The sequence below is a fragment of the Lachnospira eligens genome (assembly GCF_009680455.1).
GTDB classification, from domain to species: Bacteria; Bacillota; Clostridia; order Lachnospirales; family Lachnospiraceae; genus Lachnospira; species Lachnospira eligens_A.
Map to the genome: position 1 here is coordinate 24,846 of NZ_WKRD01000014.1, position 16,954 is coordinate 41,799.

A 16,954-nucleotide genomic window follows, 5' to 3' on the forward strand; every position below is an offset into this window, starting at 1 on the left:
ATAAGTAGTATTATAGCGCAAACTTCTTATTATTGCAAATGTGGCACAGCCAGATTCTTTTAACTCTGGTAAACAAACAGACGATTCATTCCCTCCTGCCACGGATACTCAAATTCCAGATAAATAATTTCCTTTCCAAAACGTGCAAATCTTTCTTTCCAGTAATTTGTTGTAGCCTGTCTTAGTCTCATAATATGATTCTCTTCATAAATGTTATTTCCCATATTCTCATATCCGAAACTTTCCAGTTCTTCTTTTGAATAATACGGATTCATTTTAATAAACCAATATCCACCAGGCTTCAATACCCGTTCTAAATCTTCAACTACCTCCTTTGACACATCTTTTGGCATTACATCCAACACATTTGATAATATCACTCCATCAAATGAATTTTCTTCTAATTGCTTTACCGTATGGTCTGTACCTTCAAGAAAAGTTGCCGTTTTATAATCACTTAATCTTGCTGTTTCAGTTGCAAATTCTATGCCCGTTTTTGAAGCATCAATTCCTAAAACTTTATGTGTAGGCTGATACTGCAAATATTGAAAAGAAATATCTCCTGTACCACAGCCAAAATCTAATACATTTGTTGTTTTTTGTGCAAACAGCTTTAACGCTTCGTCAAACATTGTTTCAACTTGTAAATCTAAAGTTCTTAAATCCACAGGGGTACATTCCTTAAATACCTGATTCCACATTTCTGTTTCTCGCTCATATGCCTTGTTCATAATACTGCCATCTCCTTTTATTCTCACACATGCTGCACAATAGGACCGCCCTTATTAAATTCATTTAATCATGTCCTTTAATATATTGAACTACCTTTTTGTCACTCTTTGATTTTTCGTGTTTTATTATGCCCATTGCTCTTTCTTTATCCATAGATTGTATCATTTTCGAATCCTCCTTTAGTAATGTGTCAAGAGAAATAGCAAATTGCCAAACTCCTCTTGTGTTAATTGATTTTCTTTCCGAATGTTCAATATTTGATTTCCTATATTCATAATATTACGACCTCCTTTCAATAATATTATCCGAAAAATAATGTTCAAAATAAAGCAATCATCACATTACATTGCATATATAGTTACGCAAAGATTCTTTAACATGTGCTTTTCTCTATAAATTACAATTCATTTTACCCATTTTAACATAAAACTCAACCAAGTTAGAACTTCCATTTACAATCATTCTACTCCCACTGATACCAAGTGACATAAAAGTGCCCAAAATCATAATAATGTTTATTAAGGCAATATCACAACAGTTGAATGATATTTGTCCAAATCCATGCTATAATAATTTCCAACGATATATGTGTAAAGAGAATGGAAGGAGTAAAAAATGTATTCAAAGTTTGTGGCAATATTAATCAATAGTGCATTTGGTTTATGCATTACATATACTGTTTTTTCAGTGTATTTTGCTTTAACAAGTAAGTTTATTGTAGAACGCAGTTTTATATTAGGATTTTCATTGTACAACATTGTATGGATGGTGCTAGATATTGTTTACAATGAAGCAAGATATCATAGACAAGGCGGCGGTCTTTTCTTTTGGACATCCATCATGTTACCTCCGATATTAATAATGTTAATATTGATGTTGGTAATAGTGATGTTTTTTTAATCTGACAAGCGACCAAAATATAACCTCCTGAAGTTCTTTTTCACTCCTAAATGCATATTTCATGCCAGCCTCCTATTTCACAATGCTTACAGCGTCATTTACGGCGTTATAGTAATACAGATTGTCAGGGATTACATCTGCCTTCTCCAAGTTCTCTTTATTAGTCTCTTTAATCATTTTCCAAAATACTTTTTGAAATTAGTCAGTACAAAAATAGTCTCAGGAGTGTTGCTGACATCTTCCTGAGACTGATTATCTGTCTTTGATACAATATCCGTAAATCAATATCAATGATTATACAAGCATCTTCTTAATTGATTCAACCGTGTCCCTACTCAGATGATTTCGTTTAAATGTATGAATTGCCCTGTCGATATCTTCGACACTCTGCAAAATATATGTACTTTGAACTGGACTGTTACTTCTGATTAAAATAACATATCCTTCAACCCACACATTATAGCCTTCCAGATATTTCGCAAGGATATAAATCTGCCTTTTTACCTGCTTAACAGGATTTTTGACTTCTTTCACAAATGTATTTCCATATCCGTCATCTTTATATTTTTCCCAATTATAATCATCCTCATTGCCATAAAGTTGACCCTTGTAATTCTTAACTTCAAAAATAAACACACCATATTTATTTACAACAACATTATCAAGTTCTGTGCGCTTTCCATCGTATGATACAGAAATATTGGTGAATAAATAATCTCCTTCACGAAGTACTCCCTTAATGATTTCTGTCGCTATATGTTCTCCCCGACGACCAGCCCGCTTTTCAGGTGCTTCAATCACCCACGGTTCATAAGTATGTGGCTTTTTATTATTACCGCTACTATTATTACCAATATTAGTTACAACGATAATAATAAGTACAGCTATCAATATCGCTATGACTGTTATAATCAATTCATATCACCTCTGTATTTAAATTGATTCTATCATAAACCTATTTTAAAAATTAATAAAGAATAAATAAACCCACTGGGTTCGAACCCCGGTAAAGTAATCCTCATCCATTACCAATAACATTGACAACCTCCTATAAATAAAATAAGAGCAGGTATTTAAGTTTTATTACTCGAGTACTTGCTATGTTTCTTTGTATCAAAATTATTATATATAGTTGTATGTTGGTGGATTTACGGATATTCTGTAAGATGTAATCTATAAACAGGAAGCTATAAAACTTTTATTTCAATGGCAACAACACCATATTTCTCTATCATTTCTTTAGAATAATACATGAGCATTTCTTTCGGATTTGCAATCTCATCTTTGTTATATCCAATGGATACTTTACTGTGATGCTGATACAATTCTTCAAAAGATAGATACCGATACATGTTGATTACCATGCAGTCTATTTTCTCTTTATTACTTGTATCTGTAAATATAATGGTATAAACTAATACTCAAATTCCTACTTCTCTTTATTGTCATACTTATAATACATCATATTATTGTCTATTAAAATTTTCTCTATCATTTCACAGGCTTTTGAATATGATAATATAAAAAATTCTCTATCATTCCTTATTCGATACTGTGCTAATTCTTTATGAACCAATTTTTCAGAATATGATGCATCATAAACTCTAAAAACCTTTCTAGATGAAAATGGAAAAACTTTACCTGTTCTAATCGTTTTTATCAAATTATTAGTTTATAAATAAGTGCCTGAAAAGTGCCCAAAGTACATTGATAATAGTACCTAAACCTCGCATTGTAACCTTATTATATTTTTATACTAATATGTTTATCTGTTGTTAATTTAACTTTCTAAAATGTTATATTTATGTATAATATGTTCTATAAGCTGGAAGCTGCATATTCCTACATATACCAATAAGAATGCATTCCACATAAATATGTTTTGGAATTTTTTGGCATCTGCCTTATTGAATTGTAAATATTTAAGTAATCTCCAAACCCCGTTCCAATGCAAATAATTCCAAATAAGCCTACCCCAACAAATTGTGGAAATATCAAGAATAAAATATAGGGAATTATGCCTAGAATAAGATTTGGACACAAGCACATGAAAATAAATCGTGCCTTACTCATATCTTCTGTTCCTACTACAAACATCAAACCATGTATTAGGTCGTTATACATATATACATCTTTTTTAAAGCATACTGCATGCAATAATTCATGCGGAAACATAGACAATCCACCACAAATTCCTCCTGCCACCATCTGTATTTTGCTATTAGGAATATATTTTATGCCCATAAGCAAGAATGGAATTACTAATACAATCATTATCAAAACGCATCCTAAATTTGCAATAAGCGAATATTTCTTCATATCCTTTGGTTCTTTAAATGGAATTGCATTAGGATTATGCTCTTTGTATGGAAGACTATTTTCGTCTCCATTATATTTGCCTGCATAATGAAAAATCATATTATTCTTTCCTCCGTAAACTCCAAAGTTTCTGTTCCTTACAAACTGCGATTCATTTTCCCCATTTTAACATAAAACTCAACCAAGTTAAATCTCCTATTCTCAATCATTCCACTCCCCCAGACACCAAGTGCCACAAAAGTGCCCAACTTGCCTACAAACATTCCCAGTGTTTATACGGGTTTTCAAAATTACAATAATTAATGCATGGAAATAATAAAGAATGAATTTCTTCACAAGACGACCGTTCCCCTCCTAGTCAGTAGGCACGAAAAGAAAAAAGGGAATGGTTTTTCAACCATTCCCTTTGCAATGAGCCCACCGGGGTTCGAAGCCGTGAGACCGCTTAAACACTGGTTTTCTTTGGACTCCTTTATGGCACTAGTCCAGTAGGAGCCGATAGCCTGTGTAATGATTTTTATGTAAGTATTAATTAAGAAATAAGTGCCGGAAAAGTGCCCGAAATTTCACTAATATTTATTGTACTTTTGTCCATGTTGTATTTTTCCCCCAGTTAGTTGTTCCATTACTTCCTGTTGGACTAGTTAATGTTCCATCTGAATTCAATACAAATTTGGCTGTATAACCTTGTATTTCAGTTGGTCCATTTGGTGGAAAGCTATCAATACATTTTGTAAATGAACAAACAATAGTTCCATCTGACTCAACTTCATAATTACCACTATGATTATTTTTATATCCTTTACAAGAAACTGTGCCATCACTGTTAAATACTAATGTATATTTTGATGAATATTCCATACTTGGGTCATTTCCTGTATAACTTGTCCAAGAACCTTCTATAGCCTTTTTAGTTGTCGAAGCGGCTGAAAGAGTTTCCGTATTTGTTTTTGCCGTTTCACCAGACAAATCATCTATAATCTGCTGTATTGTCTTAGGTCTGTTATATACAAATGCTGTTTTTCCGCTAGTATCATAGGAATTGACTTCCTCTTCCTGAATCTTTCCATCACTTATCTTATATATTGTGTAAGCATATACACCCTGTCGTCCACTTTCAATGTAAAGTTCATTACTCTTTTCTGCATAATACATTTTCCCTGAAGCAATAATTTTTGTATCAATTGTCGTATTATCAGATGTAACAAGAATATTTCCTGCGGCAGTATTGCTTCCTAATATCATCAGTTCTGGAATATCATCATTATTCATGTAAATATATTCACATCCACCATAATTTTTAGAATCAACATTTTTTAAATATTCTATATACTGTTTTTTCCAGTTATTAGCTTGTGTTGTAGCCTCTGTTGATTTTACAGTTTCGTCTGCTGTCTCAGATGTTACGGCTGTTTCCAAGTCATTCTTGGCATTATTCTCATCATTATTTGATTTCCTGCTTGTCACTGTCACTATAATTATAACAATAACAGCAATAATAAGTACACCAATAACCCCACACAATATAGGTATCATCCGTTTTCTTTTTTCAACTGGCTTATCTGATGTATCAATTACAGCATTTTCCTGTTTTTCTGCTTCCTTGCTTTGCTCTGAATCTACTGCTTTTTCTTGTGGCACAGTCTCAACTCTTGCACCACATTCATCACAGAACACAGCACTATCTTCAAGCTCTGCTCCACAATTTTCACAATATTTCATTATGTAAACCTCCTAGAGCTTATATCCACATTTGCTACAAAACTTTGCCTGCCCTCTCAAGGCGGTTCCACAATTAGGACAATACTTAGTTGCACTATTATCAGATTCCGAAACCGCACTATTTTCTGCCTTAGCTTTATCAAGATATTCAACAAGACCATTGAAAAGTGGAACTAACTTATCTCCCGAAAGGCACTCTACAAAGAATTGTCCATCAAGCAATAATCCAGGTGTTGATTTATCTGTTGAGAATTGTTTGCCCGTTTTAAAAACATCAAGAGGTTTTATTATCACATTTTTTTCGAACATTTTTCTTGTATAAACACCCTTACTTGTTATAGCAAATCCATTTTTACCGCTTCCTAATAATGTTGCATCCTGAGCATAGTATACTTCACAATCAGATGGTAATGAAAGCCCCGCCTTTAATTTAGATGATGCCATCGCTTTTTCCGGTTCTGCATGTGTAGAAAAATATTGTTTTAAAAGTGCCGGAAGTTCATTACTGTTCAGTCCTGCTCTTAAATCAGATACTTTGTCTGTTGATTCAGCAGTAACATTATCTGCTTTCGTCATGTCATTATTTGGCGCAGTTACATTGCTTACCATCACAGGCGATTCACCAATATAAATATCAGAAGCCATAATCTCTTTTATCATTGCTTTTATATAAATAACGGCATCATCCATCTTATCACTGGCAAAATCATTTTTTAATTCAATTATTTTTCCTTCACTTGTAACAACCATTAACTTTGTTGATAAGAATTTTCTTGTAACCTCAAATGATATAATTGAATTGTAATCCAACATACTAATTTCATTTTGTTCATCAGTATATAATATTCCCTTATTAGTTAAAGCAAAACCTTGTTCATTACTTAAAAGAGTATCTTTCATTGTAAAGAACAATACCTCTGTGTCAGAATCTTTATCATTAGGCATAAAAACCTTATGAGCTGCTTCTAATTCTGGCACATATCTTCCCCTTACGATTTGTCTAGTTTCATTTAATGAGCGATAATTCTTTACATATGAAGTATATTTAAAGCAACTTTCAACATTACAACTAAGTTTCACATTAGCCATATACTTATCAAGTTTACAGAATAAATTATCATAAAACTTGTTATCTGTAAGTCTTCTTATTGATCTCTGTATATTTTCAGGGTATTGTCTTTCACTTAATAATTCAATAAATGCAGGTCTGTTTAATATAGAAAAATCATTATTAATTGCAGATGATAATTCATTAAAAGCTTCATTTATTATTTTATTATCTTCTGCTATTTTAATCAGTTTTACCTTTTTAGACTCTGCTTCACTAATAAACTTTCCAATTACTTCATAATCATTATAGTTATGTACAGAATCGGCTAACTTATCAATTATCAATCCTAAGTCATCTAATGATTTAAACTCATTAATTATTGTATTAATTGATGCATCAGTTGCTTTCTGTGATACTAATTCATTCCAATCTCTATTAGCTGCAACATAAAGATCATAAACTGGAGCCATATATAAGTCTTTTTCAAATTTTTCTAAATAAGTTAATACATCACATAAATCCCCATTATTATTAAAATATTTATCAGAAAATACAAAATACTTAACTATAAATAATAAAGAATATACAGGCTGCTCTTCTTTTAATTTCTTTGCAGCAATAATATAAGAACTTGCATCCTTTTGCTCTAACTCATATTTGATTATTTCGTCTGCTGTTTTACCATTAAACATGGTATCATTTTCTAATGTAAGTGAAATAAAATCGTCTTTAGTAATCTTCTTATTATTTTTATAAGCCAGTATTAACCCTTCTGCAATTTTTAATTGTTTTTCTGTCAAGCTCACATCAACTTCAATTTTTAGAAGATTCCCACATACATATTTTATTATTTTTGCAAATTCTATCTTTTCGGCTTTAATGTCAAAAATTTTATTAATCTCCGAATATGAATTTGCTACAGCCAGATATTTTTTTAAATATTCTGTAGTATCGGTATTTAATGTTGCAAGAAACTTTTCATAATCCTCTGTCAATATTTTCTGTCTCACAGAATCTGATGAGTATTCTGGTTTTTTAGCAGCGATTTTGTCCATTAACATTTGCTCATGTTTTTCATCATACTCTTCCAGATACTTATTTTTATCTAAAGAGAAATTATCAAGTATTTTTTCAAAATCTTCTCTGCTTCCAGAAATATTATCTTCTATTATCTTTTCAATAGATGAAAAAATATTTATTCCATTCATAGCTGCAAGTGCATATAAATTTCCGTTAGAATCTCCATAATTACTTATTGCATACTCATAATATTTTTTATTTGTTGGCTCAGTTTCCAATGCCAATAAAAGATATCTAAGCGGTTCACTTGCATTTTTGCATTTTTCAAATAGTTCTTCTCCGCTGAAATCATAATCAAAAAGTTTGCTTACTATTCCTGCTTCTTTTAGAATATCCATAATTTTTCTGCATATTATTACTGAAATTTTTTCATTTTTGCTCTCCAATACCTTATTGTACAATTCTTTTAATTCATCAGAAGATATAATGCCTTTTAATTTTTCTAAATAATCATCAACACATCGGTCTGCTAATTTTTCTCTTACATGCTCTAATATATCTGCTTTTTCTTCTTCTGCTGCTTCAATATACGTTCTTACATCACTGCTATATTCATTATATTCATTCTTAGTATCTTCCATAGTGCCATACGCAATTGCACCCATAACAACATCACCAAGTGTAATTGGAGAAAATAAATTTTCCTCTGCTGTTTTCTTTGATTTAATTGTATTTTTTAGTACATTTGCATTTTTACAGTCCGCATTAAATTCATCTACCAATTTATCCAATTCTATCTGCTGGTAATCATATGATGATTTAATGTATTCAACTACATTATTAATATAATTATTATATTCTGTATCTTCAAATATATCTTTCAGGAAATCTTTGTAACAAAAATCACTTTCTATATCAACATCCCAATTGTCAGCCACAAAATCTTCTATTACGCCACTTAAAAACATAAGATTTGACTGATAGAAACCTATAATATCTTTTATTATTTCTTTTTCATCAAGTGTCTTATCCTGATAAACATTTTGCAATTCATCATAAAGCGTTGAATATATTAATCTAGACCGTTCTAAAATACATGGTATTTTACTTTGCACAAACATATATGTATATTTGTCATCATCAAATTCAAGAGTTTTATTATATATAGAAATGAATTTATTATAATATTTTCTTAAATCTAAATCTAATTTCTCATTATAAATATTATCATAATTTAAAACTTCATCATAACTGCATCGTCCATGTGCATAGTACACTCTGCAGTTATCAATAGTCTCTCTAGCCTTCTGTATATTTTCCTCTGTGCCTTTACCTCTGCAATACAAATCACTAAGAATAATTCTTTCATCATCATCACAACTATTTTGTATATTATTGAAGAGTTTTGTATATAGTTTATCTGATTTGCTTAGGTCATATTTTTTAAAGCCATAGTTTTCATATAATCTTGCTAATAAATAATCTTTTATACTACCATCTTCTGCATTATTCAGAATTTTAAGAATCCCACTATAATCTTTCCATAAATTTAATATAAAACATTTTTCTATCCAGAATGTGTCATCTAATTCATTCAGATATTGTAAAGCGATAGATTTATCTGGATTTACAAACCTATTATCAGAGCTTACCATAGCCAAAGCAAATGCAGCTCTTTTTTCCCCCATATTCCATGCTTTGTCCAATAATCTTACTCCTGCATATTGCATATCTTTAGACTTAAAATCTTCTTTTACAATTGTATTAAAATCCAATTTAGTAAATTCATCTGGTAATTCTCCATTATCATTTTGCTTATAATTATAATCAAGATTTAATGCCCATAATTTAGCTGCATCATCATCCAAAAAGCATAAGCTCATACCTATTTCATATGTTGCTTTAGCATTTTCGCCGGCAATACTTAATAATAAATCTAATCCTTTTTTTATGTTCTCTTCGTCTCTTGTATTAACATAATACTTTCCTAATACTAATCTTGCATTCTTATTAACTTCTAATTCTTCCTCTAATAAACTTATAGCTAAATCCTCATCTTTATCAATTAAAACTCCTTGCAAGTACAATTCAGCTAATTCAACTTTGGCATTTGAATTATTCAATTTTGCTGATTTTTTTAACCAATCAACATATGACTTATTATTCTGTTTATTCTTATAATATACTGCTAATTCATATTGTGCTTCAGCATCATTCTCATATGCTCTTAATTCAAGTTCTTCAAAATTCTTATCCATTTCAATATCCTACTTTCCTAAAATTCTGCTTTTAACCCAAACATGAGGTTTTGTCGTACCACTTAAAGTTTTACCTCTTCTAGGACATGTACCCGGATCTGGTCTTCCTTGTGTAATAGTTCTCGTTCTTGTACTTCCGCACCAGGAACATTTATATTCAATAACTTTCAAACTTATCTCCTCCTATTTATAATTTTTTCTACTAAATATCTAAAATTATTTTAGTACAAATATTTACTAAAATCAATAGTAAAGATTTATACTTAGTATAATTAAAGAAAAGGGCTCAATCGGAGGATATATCTTATTGGATTACATTCGCAGAATTAGAGATTTAAGAGAAGATTCTGACTACACACAAGAGTATGTTGCCCATGTATTAGGTACATCGCAAACTATGTATGCCCGCTATGAACGAGGTGCAAATGAATTGCCTATTCGACATTTAATCTCATTATGTAAGCTCTACAATGTGTCTAGTGATTATCTTTTGGGATTATCAGACCAAAAATAAGAATGGTAAATATGAATTAATCATTTGCCATTCTTATTTTAATCACCCCATCGGGTTAGTAACTCGTATTGATATCAAACAGGCTATCTACGAGGCTTTATTAAACATAAACTCTCTTAACCACATTCCTCATCATCTCTCCTCAGAAGTACCTAAAAAGGTGTCATAAGAACAAAATAAATATTATATTAAAAATCCTGAGCAATCATTCATATGACCACTCAGGACTTAATCATTATTAGTTTTAGAATTATTTAATACTCTTCAACTATTCTAAAATAGTGTCTTCTGCAAACTCTCTGTCATTCTTCTACAGTCATCATCAAATACTCCAACATATATATTCATACTTGTTACAAAACTGCTATGCCCTAATGTATATTGGATACCATCATCATCCGTCAGTATATAGAAGTTTCCACATGCACCATCTTCAAAACATTCTTCTACAAGTCCAATGTGATACTTTGCATTATCTATCACCTTCTGTGGAATGCCTGCACAAGCCTGTATAACCTCTTGGAGCTCTTTTTCACTCCTAAATGTATATTTCATGCCAGCCTCCTATTCCACAATGCTTACAGCGTCATTTACGGCGTTATAGTAATACAGATTGTCAGACAGTACATCTTCCTTCTCCAAGCTCTCTCTATTAGCTTCTTTAATCATTTGCTTAACATAGCCACAATTTACATATTTCTTATCCATTACCAAAAGCAGAAATTCATGTACGGAAGATGGAATCATGTAAACACCATCCATATTTTTCTCTATACAGAAATTCTTCAACACATCTGGATACAAGATACATGAAGCCCCAAAATGCTTTTTGAAATTAGTCAATACAAAAATAGTCTCAGGAGTGTTGCTGACATCTTCCTGAGACTGGTTATCTATCTTTGATACAATATCCGTAAGTGACATGATACTCGGAGCATAGAGTTTCCGAGTATTCTTAGTCGCAAATGTATACAAATCATTTTCCGTAACTCCCAAATGCTCCATCAATGCATTTGTAACATCTGATGAAGCTGTAGCATTGAAATCAATATCAATGATTAGCTTATATGTAATGGCTAAATCCGTACCTTTCAATAGCCTGTAAGGTATAGTCTTTAGTCTGCTCTTATTAGAATCAGCATTCACCAATGTATAGACAATCCTGTCTTTTAGCTTCTCCAAATTGATTTCACAATCAAACTTAGGAAACAGGCTTCTATTAATCACAGCTACAATCTCGTCAACTGATTCACTAGTCCAGTAACATATCTTTGCAACATTCATGTCTTTTCTCCTGACCTGAATTCCTTTCAGTTATGTGTCATTGTTCTTCATAACTTCAACACTTTTCACCTCATATTCTTCTCCAAGTTTTTTCTGCACTTCATTAATCACATCATTCATTTTGTCATCCATAGTAACCTCCTATAAATAAAATAAGAGCAAGCACTTAAGTTTCTATACTCAAGTACTTGCTCTGTTTCTTTGTATCAAAGTTATTATATATAGTTTAAAGTTGGTGATTTACAGGTGATTTATAAGATGTAATCTATAAACTGGAAATTTCTCAATTCTTCATCTCTGTTTTTTCTTTTCCAATTAATAGACCAATCGTTGAAATAACAAAAATTAATGCTGATGTTAGAGAAAAAATACCATCAGTAACCACAAATATGATAAACGTGGCTAATGGAATATAATTAAGAATACTTTTCAAAATTTTCATATCCAATCCTCCTTTTTAAAATCTCATTAATCTTATAAAATATTTTGTTCTAAAAATCCCGATTTTCTTTATTCTACAAACTTGAATTGAGATTTCATGTATTCCAAGGAATTTAATAATTGTTATATTTTATTATCAAATATCTCTCAAGCCCTTGAAAACACTAAGTTTATCGCAGGTGAGCTTTCCCTTATTGTTTCCCTTGTATTATATTGTCCCACCAGTGTTTACGAACTCTGATAAGGGCAAATACAAGGGCAAGAAAATCCTATAAAACAGTATAACACAAAATTAAAACGACATGGTGAACTGATTGAAATGCTTCTATTTTTTTAACAAATGATTGATTGAACGATAAGGAGATTTGATACGATGAGAACGATATTTGCAGAATACAATCCACACAGAAACAGCATTGATGTATATACCAGTGCTGGCTATATGCTCCGCATTGACTGCTGGGAAGCAGAAAAGAATTTAAAAACAACACCTGGATCAGATTGTGCATTAAATGCACTTGCTATTGATGAACCACTTGAATATGCAAGATTGTATCTTGATGGAACGATGCAAATGTGGGTAGATGCGGAAGATTCCTTAGAAATTTAATTCAAAGATAAATAAGGGACAAATAACCCTTTTAGATTTATTTGTCCCTATTATTCTATATTTTTTCACTTCTGACAATGCAGATGAAACTTTTAAATTTGGTATTTTCCAGTATCATTGTTCAGTTTTTTTCACCAGACAGGGCACTGTATCCATATTGTTTGTATGTATTTTCCCCTGTTACTCAATCATAATTTCCTTGATAGAAATCTTCTTAATTTTTTCAGAATATATATACATCATAATTTCATAAATCGTGATAAAACAAGCAAGAGAAATAAGCATAGTAGGAAAGTCAAATTTATACGTAGGTACACCCTCGACATCCTTAAATACAATATCCACCATAAGCCGAAGCAATCCATACTGATATACTGTTCCGATTATAAAACCAATATAGGACAGCGGTCTGTATCCTCCTAAAATTGCCCTGCAACATTCTTTCTGTGAATAGCCGAATACTCTCATCATAGCAATAGTTTTTGTATTTCCGTTTATTACTGTAGTTATAGCAAGAAACAGAGTTGTAAACGCTAATACAAGTCCGATGACCAACATCATCACACCCATCATTTCACTTGATAAATCTTTCATACTAAACGACATTTGTGTCATAGCTGAAAAGCAAAACGAAGCAAAAATAATGAAGAATACAAGTGCCTTTTTAGATTTCAAGGTATTCCTTTTCAAATACTCTACAAACGACAATTCACTGCTTTTTTCGATTCTATGATTTGGTGTTTTAGAAGCAGTTTGCATATTATCTTTCAAAAGCAGCAACACAGGTTTTTTGAATTTGTACCAGGCATAATAAACTGAAAGTGCCGAAAAACACACAGTTGGCAATACCACAAAATAAAATAAAATGCTTGGATGAAAATTGATAGTTATCTCAGGAAGCATTTTATCTTCATTTTGTAGAGCGTAAAACCACGGCATTATAAGAAATGCTCCTGCATATCCGGTTACAGTTCCAATAAATATACTAATTCCGAATACCCAAAAGCTTTTTGCAATTTTGATATTTGAATATCCCAACGCCTTTAATATCCCAAGTTCCTTCTTATGCGTGTCAATATAATGCTTAATATAAAACAACAACATAACAATCGCAGTTAAAAGCAAGCATCCGCCACTTACAAGGCAAACGACTTTTGCGGTAGAAACCTGAGCATTATAAAAAAACATTGATAATTCAGATGTAATTTCACTCTCAATTAATCGAATATCAAAATAAAAGTTCAGAAACATTGTACAAACAAGAACAGCACAACAGGCTATAATGGAAATACCGATGAGTTTTGAAACATTTTTTATTCCAACGAGCATACCATCACCACCCTATCTCATAAGCAGTCTTTTGTGCTTCATTTGTGTAAATTTCAGATATTTTTCCGCTATTCATTTTTATAACTGTGTTTGCCATTTCCGCAATATTCAAATTGTGCGTTACCATTACAATCGTAAAACCATATTCCTTTTGAAGTTTACATATATAATCAAGAACCTGTCGTCCTGTTTGTTCGTCTAATGCTCCTGTCGGTTCGTCAAGAAATAATACTCTCGGTCTTTTTGCCAAAGCTCTTGCAATAGATACTCTTTGCTGTTCGCCACCCGAAAGTTCGCTGGGATATTTATGTAGTTTTTCTCCGAGTCCAACCGCTCTAATGACGTTTTTATAATCTTTATTATTTGCTAAATCAGCACCCATTTTTACATTTTTATCAACGCTCATATTGGGTAGCAAATAATACTGCTGAAAAATAAATCCGACATTTTCCTTACGAAATGAAGTTAATTCATTATCAGAAAGTGCTGTAATATCCTTTCCGTCATAAAACACTTTACCGCTGTCAGGGCGTTCAAGACCTGAAATTACATTCAAAAAGGTTGACTTGCCAGAACCAGATGCGCCGAGAATAACCACAAAATCATTATCCTCAATATCAAGACTGATGTCCTTTAATACTTGGAATCGGCTTTCTCCGTTTTGGTAGGATTTTATTATATTTCTCGCTTTAATCATTATTTTCTCCTTCCTTCAGCTTTTTCAAAATACTCATACATACCTCAGTAATCATTGTACTGATTTCTTCGTCTGTAAATCGGCACATTTTTGTGGCACAAAGCGTTGCAATTCCGTGTGTATATATCCAAAGATGATGATACAGTTTTTTCCCAGCTGCCTTGCAAATTTTGTAATCATCTTGAATTGACAATAGAATTTGCTCATAACTTTCATCTATCAGCGGAAGTACACCAGATAAGTCAGGAATTTGTTTTTGCTCCGTCATAAAGAGGAGTTGAAAAAGCTTAGGCTCATTAACAGCGAAGAGAATATATTGTGTACCCACCCCTTTAAACGGGGGCTCTGTTGTTAGTCCTTTATTGACATATTCTTTATACAGAGCTTTAGCAGATTTAATCATATCCTGCTGAACCTCCTCCATATTTTTAAATACAGTAAAAATGGGTCTTGCCGAACTACCGAGATATGTTCCTAACGCTCTTGAAGTCAAAGCCTCATATCCGTCTGCCCTGACAATATTTAATGCGGCTTCAATAATTTCTGCTTTTGTAAATTTGGCTTTTGGTGGCATACTTTATCTCTCCTTTTACTAAATCGCTTGTTTTAAATCAGCTGATTTAATTATAATTGAAGCCCACCTGAAAGTCAATAAGGCGGCAGAGATTAATTCCTTCAGCCTTATTGACTGCTTATGAAAAGATGATTTCTTCGTTCATAATATCCCAATTGCTACACTTTGTTGTATTGCGTTATGCGTTTTTCCAGCCCTTGCTTTTACCATTATGAACAGTCAGGGCAAGGGGAACATAGTGTGAAATCATATAAAGGGATAAAGCGAACACATTACAATGAATCCTTTGTTTTCAAAGCTTTTGTAGGATTTTATTAAAATACAAAGAGGTGTGATTAAGCACATATATAAAATTGTGTGTTTACAATCGGATTTTTAATAATATCCCCTTGTTTCCCGCCAGCCTTTTACATACCACCTGATTCCAACATATACCAGTTGCACGAATAATAAGAAAAATAGCAGATTGATCGGCAATACTGTCTTTATCCAATCTCCAAAATAGATTGCTATTGCCATGCTTATAAGTGTTACCAGTATTGTAATCATATCCCAGCAGTATTTCTTATATAGCCCGGCAATCTTTATCTCTATAAATGCTACAAGTATTCCAGCACCCACCAAACATCCACCGCAGATCAGTATTCTTATCAGCCAATATACAATTCCGGCAACGACAGGATTGGATATTCCATTACTAATCTGTGCCATGTTCTTTCCTGTCAGTATAATCCACCCTGCAATGGTCTGTATAAAAGTGGCGATTGTATCAAAGAATACCACGCAATCAGAAATAAATATTTTTGACCGTATCATCTGAAAAAGAGTAGTTGATACGGAATACCATATCAGCAGAAACATCAATGCTTCATACATGGCTGTTTTTGTTTTATATCTGCCTGCCAGTTTTTCTCTCTGCGTATCATACTTTTCCTTGGCTTTCAGATAAGCTGTCAGGTTACAGTTCCCACACTTTTGATAGAGTACTGGCTTTTCAACCGGTATCTCTACTTTTTTCTGATGAGAGAGTGCATAGTCCCGTTCCTGTTCTGCCTGCCTTAGCTTATCTTGACATTCCTCTGTCATGATTTCGGCAGCGTGCGTTTTTTCTTTCTCTCTCTGCAACAATTCTTTTGTTTTCCTCAAGTCGTTCTTTAAGGCTTGAATGTTCCCTGCTCTGTTCTCGCTGTTTAACCTCTCGTTCAAGGTCAGCGATTCGTCGAGCTGCATTTTCAGTTTCCTGATAGTTCGGTCTTTCTGGTCGAGTTCTTCCTGCATCTGCTCTGTCAGCAGAAGCAACTCTTCCAGTTGATCGTCGCTCTTTGAGTTTCTTAATTCGTTCATCAATCGACCTTCCTTTCTCTAATTGCTGTTCAAGTTCAGTAATTCGCTGTTCTGTTTCTGCAATAGCCGGTTCTCGCTGTTTAATTTCTGTGCCAATTCCTGCCATTGCTGATTTTCGTCTGTAAGCTTCTGTATCTGGTCTGTCTTTTCTTCCAGAAG

17 protein-coding genes and 1 pseudogene are annotated in these 16,954 nt (G+C 32.4%); 2 read left to right on the forward strand and 16 right to left on the reverse strand.

Annotated features, from left to right (window positions below):
• Positions 1 to 59: 59 nt before the first annotated feature.
• From GKE48_RS14005 to GKE48_RS14040, 8 genes are all read right to left on the reverse strand, one after another.
• Positions 60 to 731, reverse strand: coding sequence for a class I SAM-dependent methyltransferase (locus tag GKE48_RS14005; protein ID WP_118148916.1), 672 nt, complete (start codon positions 729 to 731; stop codon positions 60 to 62).
• A 1,195-nt stretch (positions 732 to 1,926) separates the two neighbouring features.
• A complete protein-coding gene (locus GKE48_RS14010; protein ID WP_021866286.1) occupies positions 1,927 to 2,547 on the reverse strand; it encodes a nuclease-related domain-containing protein in 621 nt (206 codons plus the stop codon).
• A 272-nt stretch (positions 2,548 to 2,819) separates the two neighbouring features.
• On the reverse strand, positions 2,820 to 2,996 hold the full coding sequence (locus GKE48_RS14015; protein WP_154301356.1) for an ASCH domain-containing protein: 177 nt from the start codon (positions 2,994 to 2,996) through the stop codon (positions 2,820 to 2,822).
• A gap of 65 nt (positions 2,997 to 3,061) precedes the next feature.
• Entirely contained in the window at positions 3,062 to 3,295 is a 234-nt protein-coding gene (locus GKE48_RS14020; protein ID WP_154301357.1) for a GIY-YIG nuclease family protein, read from the reverse strand.
• Positions 3,296 to 3,474: 179 nt separating this feature from the next.
• Positions 3,475 to 4,050 (reverse strand): DUF3267 domain-containing protein, encoded by a 576-nt coding sequence (locus tag GKE48_RS14025; RefSeq protein ID WP_154301358.1) that lies wholly within the window; start codon positions 4,048 to 4,050, stop codon positions 3,475 to 3,477.
• Between the two features lie 477 nt (positions 4,051 to 4,527).
• The gene (locus tag GKE48_RS14030) at positions 4,528 to 5,673 is read right to left on the reverse strand and encodes a zinc ribbon domain-containing protein (protein WP_154301359.1); all 1,146 of its coding nucleotides are present in this window, start codon (positions 5,671 to 5,673) and stop codon (positions 4,528 to 4,530) included.
• Positions 5,674 to 5,685: 12 nt separating this feature from the next.
• The gene (locus GKE48_RS14035) at positions 5,686 to 10,002 is read right to left on the reverse strand and encodes a zinc-ribbon domain-containing protein (RefSeq protein ID WP_154301360.1); all 4,317 of its coding nucleotides are present in this window, start codon (positions 10,000 to 10,002) and stop codon (positions 5,686 to 5,688) included.
• Positions 10,003 to 10,011: 9 nt separating this feature from the next.
• Positions 10,012 to 10,173, reverse strand: coding sequence for a hypothetical protein (locus GKE48_RS14040; RefSeq protein WP_154301361.1), 162 nt, complete (start codon positions 10,171 to 10,173; stop codon positions 10,012 to 10,014).
• Positions 10,174 to 10,309: 136 nt separating this feature from the next.
• On the opposite strand from GKE48_RS14040, the gene GKE48_RS14045 reads away from it, so the two are divergent.
• Positions 10,310 to 10,516: a helix-turn-helix domain-containing protein gene (locus tag GKE48_RS14045; RefSeq protein ID WP_154301362.1), complete on the forward strand. Its 207-nt coding sequence runs from the start codon at positions 10,310 to 10,312 to the stop codon at positions 10,514 to 10,516.
• A 273-nt stretch (positions 10,517 to 10,789) separates the two neighbouring features.
• Here GKE48_RS14045 and GKE48_RS14050 read toward each other — a convergent pair whose 3' ends face one another.
• From GKE48_RS14050 to GKE48_RS14630, 3 genes are all read right to left on the reverse strand, one after another.
• The gene (locus GKE48_RS14050; RefSeq protein ID WP_154301363.1) at positions 10,790 to 11,071 is read right to left on the reverse strand and encodes a hypothetical protein; all 282 of its coding nucleotides are present in this window, start codon (positions 11,069 to 11,071) and stop codon (positions 10,790 to 10,792) included.
• Positions 11,072 to 11,080: 9 nt separating this feature from the next.
• Complete coding sequence (locus GKE48_RS14055; RefSeq protein ID WP_154301364.1) at positions 11,081 to 11,800, reverse strand: DUF5688 family protein; 720 nt, start codon at positions 11,798 to 11,800, stop codon at positions 11,081 to 11,083.
• 283 nt (positions 11,801 to 12,083) lie between these two features.
• Complete coding sequence (locus GKE48_RS14630) at positions 12,084 to 12,242, reverse strand: hypothetical protein (protein ID WP_173016955.1); 159 nt, start codon at positions 12,240 to 12,242, stop codon at positions 12,084 to 12,086.
• Positions 12,243 to 12,614: 372 nt separating this feature from the next.
• On the opposite strand from GKE48_RS14630, the gene GKE48_RS14060 reads away from it, so the two are divergent.
• Positions 12,615 to 12,851: a DUF6061 family protein gene (locus tag GKE48_RS14060; protein ID WP_008373065.1), complete on the forward strand. Its 237-nt coding sequence runs from the start codon at positions 12,615 to 12,617 to the stop codon at positions 12,849 to 12,851.
• Positions 12,852 to 13,031: 180 nt separating this feature from the next.
• On the opposite strand, the gene GKE48_RS14065 is transcribed toward GKE48_RS14060, so the two are convergent.
• From GKE48_RS14065 to GKE48_RS14085, 5 genes and pseudogenes are all read right to left on the reverse strand, one after another.
• Complete coding sequence (locus GKE48_RS14065; protein ID WP_015541486.1) at positions 13,032 to 14,180, reverse strand: FtsX-like permease family protein; 1,149 nt, start codon at positions 14,178 to 14,180, stop codon at positions 13,032 to 13,034.
• A 4-nt stretch (positions 14,181 to 14,184) separates the two neighbouring features.
• Positions 14,185 to 14,877, reverse strand: coding sequence for an ABC transporter ATP-binding protein (locus GKE48_RS14070; RefSeq protein WP_015517697.1), 693 nt, complete (start codon positions 14,875 to 14,877; stop codon positions 14,185 to 14,187).
• Complete coding sequence (locus GKE48_RS14075) at positions 14,870 to 15,451, reverse strand: TetR/AcrR family transcriptional regulator (RefSeq protein ID WP_008373078.1); 582 nt, start codon at positions 15,449 to 15,451, stop codon at positions 14,870 to 14,872. Before GKE48_RS14075 ends, GKE48_RS14070 begins: the two co-directional genes overlap by 8 nt.
• A gap of 375 nt (positions 15,452 to 15,826) precedes the next feature.
• Positions 15,827 to 16,537, reverse strand: a complete 711-nt coding sequence (locus GKE48_RS14080) for a DUF6040 family protein (protein WP_129899321.1) — start codon at positions 16,535 to 16,537, stop codon at positions 15,827 to 15,829.
• A pseudogene (locus GKE48_RS14085) lies at positions 16,515 to 16,954 on the reverse strand (MobA/MobL family protein); the annotation flags it as partial. The gene GKE48_RS14080 and the pseudogene GKE48_RS14085, both read right to left, overlap by 23 nt.